The 9,201-nt window shown below is 60.0% G+C and carries 9 protein-coding genes; 7 read left to right on the forward strand and 2 right to left on the reverse strand.

Translation table 11 applies throughout. The features are described from left to right. Positions 1-451: 451 nt before the first annotated feature. Positions 452-1,207, reverse strand: coding sequence for a GntR family transcriptional regulator (locus UF78_RS16375; protein ID WP_045163259.1), 756 nt, complete (start codon positions 1,205-1,207; stop codon positions 452-454). Positions 1,208-1,578: 371 nt separating this feature from the next. Here UF78_RS16375 and UF78_RS16380 point away from each other — a divergent pair, with 371 nt between their 5' ends. Together UF78_RS16380 and UF78_RS16385 are read left to right on the forward strand one after the other, a co-directional pair. Then, complete coding sequence (locus UF78_RS16380) at positions 1,579-2,925, forward strand: NCS2 family permease (protein WP_045163260.1); 1,347 nt, start codon at positions 1,579-1,581, stop codon at positions 2,923-2,925. 160 nt (positions 2,926-3,085) lie between these two features. Beyond that, positions 3,086-3,712 carry a LysE family translocator gene (locus UF78_RS16385; protein ID WP_045163261.1) on the forward strand — a complete coding sequence of 209 codons (627 nt, stop codon included), beginning with the start codon at positions 3,086-3,088 and terminating at the stop codon, positions 3,710-3,712. A gap of 214 nt (positions 3,713-3,926) precedes the next feature. Here the strand turns inward: UF78_RS16385 and uraH are convergent, their stop codons facing one another. Next, positions 3,927-4,280, reverse strand: coding sequence for a hydroxyisourate hydrolase (uraH, locus tag UF78_RS16390; RefSeq protein ID WP_045163262.1), 354 nt, complete (start codon positions 4,278-4,280; stop codon positions 3,927-3,929). A gap of 354 nt (positions 4,281-4,634) precedes the next feature. Between uraH and puuE the strand changes: the two genes are divergently transcribed. The 5 genes from puuE (at position 4,635) to UF78_RS16415 (ending at position 9,171) form a co-directional block, all read left to right on the forward strand. Further along, complete coding sequence (puuE, locus tag UF78_RS16395) at positions 4,635-5,567, forward strand: allantoinase PuuE (protein WP_045163263.1); 933 nt, start codon at positions 4,635-4,637, stop codon at positions 5,565-5,567. After that, positions 5,564-6,079 (forward strand): 2-oxo-4-hydroxy-4-carboxy-5-ureidoimidazoline decarboxylase, encoded by a 516-nt coding sequence (uraD, locus tag UF78_RS16400; RefSeq protein ID WP_045163264.1) that lies wholly within the window; start codon positions 5,564-5,566, stop codon positions 6,077-6,079. Before puuE ends, uraD begins: the two co-directional genes overlap by 4 nt. A 40-nt stretch (positions 6,080-6,119) precedes the next feature. Then, a complete protein-coding gene (gene alc / locus UF78_RS16405; protein ID WP_045163265.1) occupies positions 6,120-7,115 on the forward strand; it encodes an allantoicase in 996 nt (331 codons plus the stop codon). Between the two features lie 140 nt (positions 7,116-7,255). Beyond that, complete coding sequence (locus tag UF78_RS16410; RefSeq protein WP_045163298.1) at positions 7,256-7,780, forward strand: ureidoglycolate lyase; 525 nt, start codon at positions 7,256-7,258, stop codon at positions 7,778-7,780. Between the two features lie 140 nt (positions 7,781-7,920). Next, a complete protein-coding gene (locus UF78_RS16415) occupies positions 7,921-9,171 on the forward strand; it encodes a urate hydroxylase PuuD (protein ID WP_045163266.1) in 1,251 nt (416 codons plus the stop codon). The last annotated feature ends 30 nt before the right edge of the window (positions 9,172-9,201 follow it).

A 9,201-nucleotide genomic window follows, 5' to 3' on the forward strand; every position in this document is an offset into this window, starting at 1 on the left:
CTTCAGCGTTGCAGCGGAAGCCGGCGGCGGGTGGTCAGGCACTGGAGCGCCATGAATTTATTAGTTATAACATAACATTATACGCATTGACCCGAACGCTTGCAACGAGGCGATCAGGCGAGATGGTGCTTTGAAATGGTCAATCGGAGGGGCAACACTTGGAACGACGTGAATGACTGGCAGGTATCGCCAATTAGGCGTGCTACGACCTGAACATAAACCGTTAACGATCGACGCTGACACATCCCTCTCACGACGGAACGCTGGAATCGCCAAGCAACCTCCCCCGAGGCTGGGGGCCAAAGCAGGAGGTACGTCAAATCAGGGCAAGTGCGCCCTCACAGACGCAGCGGTACAGAACCAACTTTTGGCGGCAAATGCAGGGGCGCTCAGCTCGCAACGCCCTTAAGAGCTCCAAACCGTAACCGCCTCGAGCCAAAGCAGTGATGGCCTAGCGGGCCGTACGAGGTTTTTTCTTTGCCAATGCCAAGTGCGAGAAGACCGCGTGCAGATCATCCGAAGCGCTGTCTTCGTCGAGGTTGAGCTTGCTGTCGATATGATCCATGTGATGCATCATCAGGCTTACGGCCTTGTCGCTGTCTCGCGCAGCGATGGCGTCGATCAGTTGGTTGTGTTCATCGAAGGAACAATGCGAGCGGTTGCCGCTCTCGTACTGGGCAATGATCAGCGATGTCTGGGAAACCAGGCTGCGCTGGAAACTCACCAACGGCGCATTCTTGGCCGCCTCGGCCAACTTGAGATGAAACTCGCCGGACAGACGGATGCCGGCGCCTCGATCACCCCGAGCGAAGCAATCCTGCTCGTCCGCCACCATCTTGCGCAGCTCCGCCAGTTGCTCGCTGCTGGCGTGCTGAACGGCCAGTTCGGTGATGGCGCGTTCTACCATTCGGCGGGCGAAAAAAATCTGTCTCGCCTCTTCGACACTGGGACTCGCGACGACAGCGCCCCGATTCGGTCGCAACAGCACCACGCCTTCATGGGCCAGCCGCGACAATGCGCGACGGATGATGGTCCGGCTCACGCCGAAGATCTCACCCAGGGCCTCTTCGCTGAGCTTGGTACCTGGCGCTAGGCGTTGCTCAAGAATGGCGTCGAAAATATGGGCGTAAACGATGTCGTCCTGTGTCCCCGTCCGGGCCTTGCCGCTTCGTGTCGGCTTTTTTAGAGGCTGCAACTGTTCGTTCATGGTGACTCGCGTCGGAAATGTCGGCAGAACCGAACTTTACTGCCTTTCGGCATCCGGCTGGCAGTAGCCAGCGGCGAAATACGGAAAAAATTCGATATTTATTGTGCACAATCAATTGTTTCAGATTCTTCTTCATGCCCTGCTAGACAACCCCAATAATTTGGCAAGGAGTTTTCGCTCTGTGCGTCGAGAGCCGCTGAATCAGCGAGCATTCAGAAATCCCTGTTGCATTTCTTGTATACAAAAGCATAATCGCGTCAAGCCTTCCTGACTCTTCGGTCAAAAACCCGAACAGAAAGAGCTCTCACCATCACCTGACCTCGAGAGCACCGCTCTGGGTGATAGACAACAAGAACGATGAGGAACACCTTGTGGAAACCACAAAGCAGGAACAGCACACCCTCGCGCTGCAAGCGAAGAATCTTGGCTGGCTCGACCGATTCTTCAAGCTCAGCGCGCATCGCACCAGCATCAAAACCGAACTGCTTGCCGGCCTGACGACGTTCGTCACCATGGCCTACATCATCTTCGTCAACCCGAACATCATGGCCGATGCGGGCGTCGACCATGGCGCGGCGTTCGTCGCAACCTGTATCGGTGCGGCGCTGGGCTGCTTCCTCATGGGCCTGTATGCCAACTGGCCGGTGGGTCTGGCGCCGGGCATGGGCCTCAACGCGTTCTTCACCTACACAGTGGTCGGCGAGATGGGCTACAGCTGGCAGATTGCACTCGGCGCGGTGTTCATTTCTGGTGTGCTGTTCATGATCATGAGCCTGTCACGTATCCGCGAATGGCTGCTCAACAGCATCCCGATGAGCCTGCGCTTCGCGATGGGTGCTGGCGTCGGGCTGTTCTTAGGGCTGATCGGCCTGAAGACCGCCGGTATCGTCGTCGACAGCCCCGCGACGCTGCTGACCATGGGTTCGTTCGGCGAACCCACCGCGCTGCTGGCCGCGATCTGCTTCCTGATGATCGCGGTACTGAGTCATCGCAATGTATTCGGTGCGATCCTGCTCAGTATGCTAGCCGTCACGGGCATCGGCTGGGGCCTGGGGCTCGTGGAGTACAACGGTATCGTCTCGATGCCGCCGAGCCTGGCACCGACCTGGCTGGCAATGGACATCGCCGGCGCGCTGAATGTAGCGATGGTCAGCGTGATCCTGGCGTTCCTCTTCGTGAACATGTTCGACACGGCCGGCACGCTCATGGGCGTCGCGCACCGGGCGCACCTGGTGGACGATGATGGCAAGATCCAGAACCTGTCACGTGCGCTGAAGGCCGATAGTACCTCCAGCGTCGTCGGCGCCTTCGTCGGCTGCCCGCCGGTGACCAGCTATGTCGAAAGCGCCTCGGGTGTCGCCGCTGGTGGTCGCACCGGCCTGACCGCTGTCACCGTTGGCGCACTGTTCCTGGTCGCCATGTTCTTCGCGCCGCTGGCGGGCATGATCCCAGCGTATGCGACCGCGGGCGCGCTGATTTATGTCGCCATGCTGATGATGAGCGGATTGGCGCATATCGACTGGAAGGACCATACCGACACCATTCCGGCTATCGTTACCGTAGTCATGATGCCGCTGACCTTCTCCATCGCCAACGGTATCGCGCTGGGCTTCCTGACCTACGCGACGCTCAAGCTGCTGACGGGTCAGCGCGACAAGGTGTCGATCAGCCTCTATGTGCTGTGTGTGATCTTCATCGCCAAGTTCGCTTTCCTTTAAGGAGAGCGAACGATCAGGCTCCATCGCTTTTTGCGGTGGGGCCTGTTGTATTTCCAGCATGGGCGCCCTGGGCTATCCATAGCGCGACGGCCCGCGACATCACCATCGAAAAACAGCTGAACGAAACACCTGAAACGCAACATTGCCGAGGAGCACTGAGATGAGTCTGGAAACCTGGTTGTTATTCGCGAGCGCGGCGCTGGTGGTGATTCTGATCCCCGGCCCGCTGTCGCTGCTGATGATCAGCAACAGCCTCAACTACGGCCTGCGTCGCTCCTGGCCGGCGTTCGTTGGCGGTGTCAGCGCATCGATATGCCTGCTCAGCGCCTCCGCTCTTGGGCTCGGTGCGCTTCTGCTGGCCTCGGAGCAGGTATTCAGCCTGTTGAAGATCGTGGGTGCGTTCTACCTGTTCTATCTCGCCTGGCAGAGCTGGCAGGAATCACGCCGCCCCGCCAGCGGGCCCAGCGTGGCGACTTCCGAGGTCAGTCCCCGCTTCCGCCAATTGTTCTGGCGCGCCTTTGGTCTGGGCGCGAGCAATCCCAAAGACATTCTGTTTTTTGCGGCCTTTCTGCCGCAGTTTCTCAGTGCTGATCGACCGTTCGTGCCGCAGCTGCTGGTGATGATCTTCACCTGGGCGGTGCTGGACCTGTGCTGCAAGCTCGCTTACGGTCTTGGCGCTCATGGCGCGGCGCGTTATCTGCGCACTGGCAAGGGGCAGGTCTGGTTCAACCGCACCAGCGCGGCGCTGTTTGGGGGCGCGGGAGCGGCTTCGTTGATGAGTCGGTGACGTTGATAGTGCTTTTGTAGGCGCACAGGGGACGCCCAATCCTTGCTCGCGAATCCAAAACCCAAGCGCTTCGTAAGCAAAACCCGCCCCCTCGCGAAAGCCCCTCACTACCGGGTCAAAAAAAACCCGCCATCAGGGGCGGGTCGTAGGCTCAGGGAGCCAAAGTTTCACGCATGGGAGAGGTATCTGCCGCGTCGCTGCGCGGCAGATGGCATCAGCTACCGCGGTAGGTGGAGTAGCTGTACGGCGAAATCAATAACGGCACATGGTAATGATCCTGCTCGGCGCTGATGCCGAAACGCAGCACCACCACATCCAGAAAGGCCGGCTCAGGCAGCTGCACGCCACGACCTCGGTAATAGTCCCCAGCAGAGAACTGCAGCTGGTAAACACCGGAGCGGTAGTCGTCGCCCTCGAGCAGCGGCGAGTCGCAACGGCCATCGGCGTTGGTCTGGCGCGTGGCGATCAGTTCGAGGCGCTCGCCATCGACACGATAGAGTTCGATACGGATGTCGCTGCCAGGGCAGCCGTGAGCTGCATCCAGCACATGAGTAGTTAAACGTCCCATAGATTCCGGCATCGTAGCTTGGCTGCCGATGCCTGCCTCCTCTTGTGATTGGTGTGGACTGGATTCGAGCATAGCATGCACGCGAGAAAACTAAAGACAGTTTTCACAAAAACTGTACACAATTTTCAACATCTCATTCTGGCCCTAATTCTGCTCTAGATCTCTCGCTCGTGCGACAGAAGAACGCGGTTAACGCTCAAGCGCGAGCACCGCGAGCCAGCCGTTGGATCAACCGATGGGAGAAATCAGCGAATTGTGATTTACAAAGCGCAAAACCTTTTGTATACAATTGGACCATGACGGTCGCCGACACTTCACAGTCGCGACCCGCGGATCAAATAAGGAATAACAACAGTGAGCGCAGACTACCCTCGCGACCTCATCGGCTACGCCGAGAATCCACCCCATCCGCAATGGCCGGGCAACGCCCGTATCGCCCTGTCCTTCGTACTCAATTACGAAGAGGGCGGCGAGCGTTGCGTACTGCATGGCGACAAGGAGTCCGAAGCCTTCCTGTCCGAGATGGTTTCAGCCCAGCCGCTGCAGGGTGTGCGCAACATGAGCATGGAATCGCTCTACGAGTACGGTAGCCGCGCCGGTGTCTGGCGTTTGTTGAAGCTGTTTCGCCGGCACGACATACCACTGACCATCTTCGCGGTCGCCATGGCCGCGCAGCGTCATCCGGACGTGATCAAAGCCATGGTCGCCGACGGCCACGAAATCTGCAGTCACGGCTATCGCTGGATCGACTATCAGTACATGGACGAAGCGCAAGAGCGCGAGCACATGCTCGAGGCCATCCGCATCCTCACTGACATCACCGGTGAGCGTCCGCTGGGCTGGTACACCGGCCGTACCGGACCAAACACACGCCGGCTGGTACGTGAGGAAGGCGGTTTCCTCTACGACTCCGACACCTACGACGACGACCTGCCCTATTGGGATCCGGAATCGACGCCAGACAAGCCGCACCTGGTTATTCCCTACACACTGGACACCAACGACATGCGTTTCACCCAGGTGCAGGGCTTCAACAAGGGTGACGACTTCTTCGAATACCTGAAGGACGCGTTCGACGTGCTTTACGCCGAAGGCACCGAGGGTGCGCCCAAGATGCTGTCCATTGGCATGCACTGCCGTCTGCTTGGCCGCCCCGCACGTATGGCCGCGCTGCAGCGCTTCATCGAGTACGCCAAGGGTCATGAGCAGGTGTGGTTCGCCCGCCGTGTCGACATCGCCCGCCACTGGCACTCGACTCACCCCTTCACCCAGGAGCGCAGCCAATGACTCCGTTCAAAACCATCAAGCCGTCCACCCTCGATCGCGAGGCCTTCATCGCCACCTTCGCCGATGTCTACGAGCATTCCCCCTGGGTCGCCGACACCGTCTATCAGGCAGGCGTGGACGAGACACTGGATTTCGTCGAGGTGATGCACACCCGCATGTCGCAGGCGATGCTGTCGGCCCCTCACGACACCCAGCTGGCGCTGATCAATGCTCATCCGGACCTCGCCGGCAAGGCCGCCGTGCGCGGTGAGCTGACCGCCTCAAGCACCGCCGAGCAGGCCGGTGCAGGGATTCATGAATGCACGCCCGAAGAGTTCACCCGCTTTACCGAGCTGAACGACGCCTATAAAGCCAAGTTCGGCTTCATCTTCATCATGGCCGTCAAGGGCAGTAACCGGCATCAGATCCTGGCGGCTTTCGAAGAGCGCATGCACAACTCGCAGGACCAGGAGTTCGCCCGCGCCCTGGCCGAAATCAACAAAATCGCCCTGTTCCGTCTGCAGGCGATGTAAGCAAGAGCCCCATCAGACGACACGAAGAGAAGAACAACGTATGAAGAGCTACGCCGTACCTTTCGAAAAATACGTCAACCTGGCTGACGCCCGTCTGGGCACCAAAGCCATTTCCGTCACTGACGATTGGTTTGCCGACGTCAACCGGCTGTTCCAGCCGACGCCGGCCGTATGGAAGGAGGGCGTTTTCGATGACAACGGCAAGTGGATGGACGGCTGGGAGTCGCGCCGCAAGCGCTTCGAAGGCTATGACCATGCGGTCATTCGCCTCGGCGTGCCCGGCTCGATCAAGGGCGTCGACATCGACACCAGCTTCTTCACCGGCAACTTCCCTCCGTCCGCTTCACTGGAAGCCTGCTTCCTCGCCGAAGGCGACCCGGACGACAACACCGTATGGACTGAAATCCTTCCCGCGGTAGAGCTGCAAGGCAACAGCCATCACTACCATGAGATCGCGTTCGACAAGCCGGTCAGTCACCTGCGCTTCAATATCTACCCGGACGGAGGTGTCGCCCGTCTGCGCGTGCATGGCATTCCGTACCGCGACTGGAGCAGCGTTGGCGACAACGAGCAGCTCGACCTGGCGTCGGCGCTCAACGGCGGCCGCGCGCTGGCCTGTTCCGACGAGCATTTCGGTCGCATGAGCAACATCCTCAACCCGGGCCGCGGCATCAATATGGGCGATGGTTGGGAAACCGCACGCCGTCGCACGCCGGGCAACGACTGGGTCATCGTCGCGCTGGGCGCCCCCGGCGAGATCGAGCGCATCGTCGTCGACACCCTGCACTTCAAGGGCAACTACCCGGACAGCTGCAACATCCAGGCGGCTTACGTCAAAGGCGGCACCGACAGCCAGATTGAAACCCAGAGCCTGTTCTGGCGCGAGCTGCTGCCGAGCCAGAAGCTGGAAATGCACGCCGAGCACGAGTTCAGCGAGCAGATCGCCAAACTCGGCCCGATCACCCACGTGCGCCTGAACATTTTCCCGGACGGTGGCGTTAGCCGTCTGCGGTTGTTCGGCAAGGCGGTGAAGTAAAGAGCAATCCTGGGAGCGAGCAAGGATTGACGTCCCCTCGCTCCTAGGGCTCATTGCCGGCTCAGGCCGGCTGCGGTGGGCTGAAGCGGAACGCCGCCAAGCTCACCTTACAAATCAGCAATACAGATAACGAGCACAGCATGCGCACACTCAAGATCGAACCGTTGACCAAGGAAGCCTTCGCCCCATTCGGTGATGTGATCGAAACCGAAGGCAGCGAGTACTTCATGATCAATAACGGTTCCACCCGCCGCTATCACAAGCTGGCGACGGTTGAGACCACGCAGCCGGACGATCAGGCCATCATCAGCATCTTCGCCGCCGACGCGCTGGACATGCCGCTGGTCATTCGCATGCTCGAACGACATCCGCAGGGCAGCCAGGCTTTCATTCCGCTGCTCGGCAACCCCTTTCTGGTCGTGGTCGCGCCACTTGGCGATGCACCTGTACCGGGTAACGTCCGCGCCTTCCGCAGCAACGGCAGGCAGGGCGTCAATTACCACCGCGGCGTCTGGCACCACCCGGTGCTGACGATCGAAAAGCGGGATGAATTCCTGGTGGTCGATCGCAGCGGTTCTGGCAACAACTGCGACGAGCATTTTTTCACCGAGGACGAGCTGGTTCTCCTCGACCCCCACCGGGACTCCGAACAAGCGATCAATTGATCACCGAGGGGCCATTACCGGAACGGCTGGAAAACACAACCGATACCGGCATGCGTGCTTCGGAACAAGCGGGACACTTGCGACGAGTCGAATAAGAAGAAACAGCGGTTGGTACGCCAGCCGTGCAAGAGGTAATTATCGTGGAAGCACATCTGACCGAATGGCTGAACCTTACTATTCGCTGGATTCACATGATCGTCGGCATCGCCTGGATCGGTGCGTCGTTCTACTTCGTCTGGCTGGAAAACAACCTTAACCGCGCCAACCCCCGCGATGGCCTCTCGGGTGATCTCTGGGCGATTCACGGTGGCGGTATCTACCACCTGGAAAAATACAAGCTGGCCCCGCCGCAGATGCCGGACAACCTGCACTGGTTCAAGTGGGAGGCCTACACCACCTGGCTGTCAGGCGTCGCCCTGCTGATGGTGGTCTACTACCTCAACCCTTCGCTGTATCTGATTGCGCCGGGCAGCGACATGGCGCCAGCGATGGCAATCGCCATCGGCTTCGGCTCGCTGATCGTTGGCTGGTTCGTCTATGACCTGCTCTGCGACTCGCCATTGGGCAAGAAGCCCGCGCTGCTGGGTCTTGTGCTGTTCGTCCTGGTGATTTTCGCCGCCTGGGCCTATTCGCAGGTGTTCAGCGGTCGCGCCGCCTACATTCATACCGGCGCGCTGATCGGCACCATCATGGTCGGCAACGTGTTCCGCATCATCATGCCGGCGCAGCGCGCACTGGTCGCGGCGATCGAGCAGAACCGCACGCCCGATCCGGTATTGCCAGCCAAAGGCCTGTTGCGTTCGCGCCACAACAACTATTTCACCCTGCCGGTGCTGTTCATCATGATCAGCAACCACTTCCCGAGCACCTATGGCAGCCAGTACAACTGGCTGATCCTGGGCGGTATCTCGGTACTGGCGGTCCTGGTACGCCATTACTTCAACACGCGCCATGACAGCAACCGCTTCGCCTGGGCGCTGCCCGCTGCGGCAGTCGGCATGATTTGCCTGGCGTTCGTCACCGCACCTAACCGTCAGCCGGCAGCACCCAACCTGGCTCCAACCTCCCCGGAGCAGGCCAGCAGGAGCGCACAACAGACCGGCACCGCGGCAGAGCCAGAGGCCAGCAATAGCGAGTTCGCCAAGGTTCGCAGCGTGATTGATGAGCGCTGCACGGTTTGCCACGCCGCTCAGCCGAGCAGCCCGCTGTTCAGCGCAGCGCCAGCAGGCGTGATGTTCGATACGCCGGAGCAGATCCGCCAGCAGGCCGCGAAGATTCATGCGCAAGCCGTGGCCAGTCAGATCATGCCGCTGGGCAACATGACCAACATGACCCAGGACGAGCGCGACCTGCTCGGTGCCTGGATCGACAAGGGCGCGCCGATCGATTGATCGCCGCCCGTCAGCCGCGCTCCCGGGCGC

Source organism: Stutzerimonas stutzeri, from assembly GCF_000952685.1.
In the GTDB taxonomy this organism is placed as follows: Bacteria; Pseudomonadota; Gammaproteobacteria; order Pseudomonadales; family Pseudomonadaceae; genus Stutzerimonas; species Stutzerimonas stutzeri_E.

Excerpts from the sequence above, each read along its gene's own strand:
- UF78_RS16375 (WP_045163259.1), bottom strand. The coding sequence starts at position 1,207 with ATGAACGAACAGTTGCAGCCTCTAAAAAAGCCGACACGAAGCGGCAAG.
- alc (WP_045163265.1), top strand. The coding sequence starts at position 6,120 with ATGAAGAGCTACGCCGTACCTTTCGAAAAATACGTCAACCTGGCTGAC.
- UF78_RS16410 (WP_045163298.1), top strand. The coding sequence starts at position 7,256 with ATGCGCACACTCAAGATCGAACCGTTGACCAAGGAAGCCTTCGCCCCA.
- UF78_RS16385 (WP_045163261.1), top strand. The coding sequence starts at position 3,086 with ATGAGTCTGGAAACCTGGTTGTTATTCGCGAGCGCGGCGCTGGTGGTG.
- uraD (WP_045163264.1), top strand. The coding sequence starts at position 5,564 with ATGACTCCGTTCAAAACCATCAAGCCGTCCACCCTCGATCGCGAGGCC.
- uraH (WP_045163262.1), bottom strand. The coding sequence starts at position 4,280 with ATGGGACGTTTAACTACTCATGTGCTGGATGCAGCTCACGGCTGCCCT.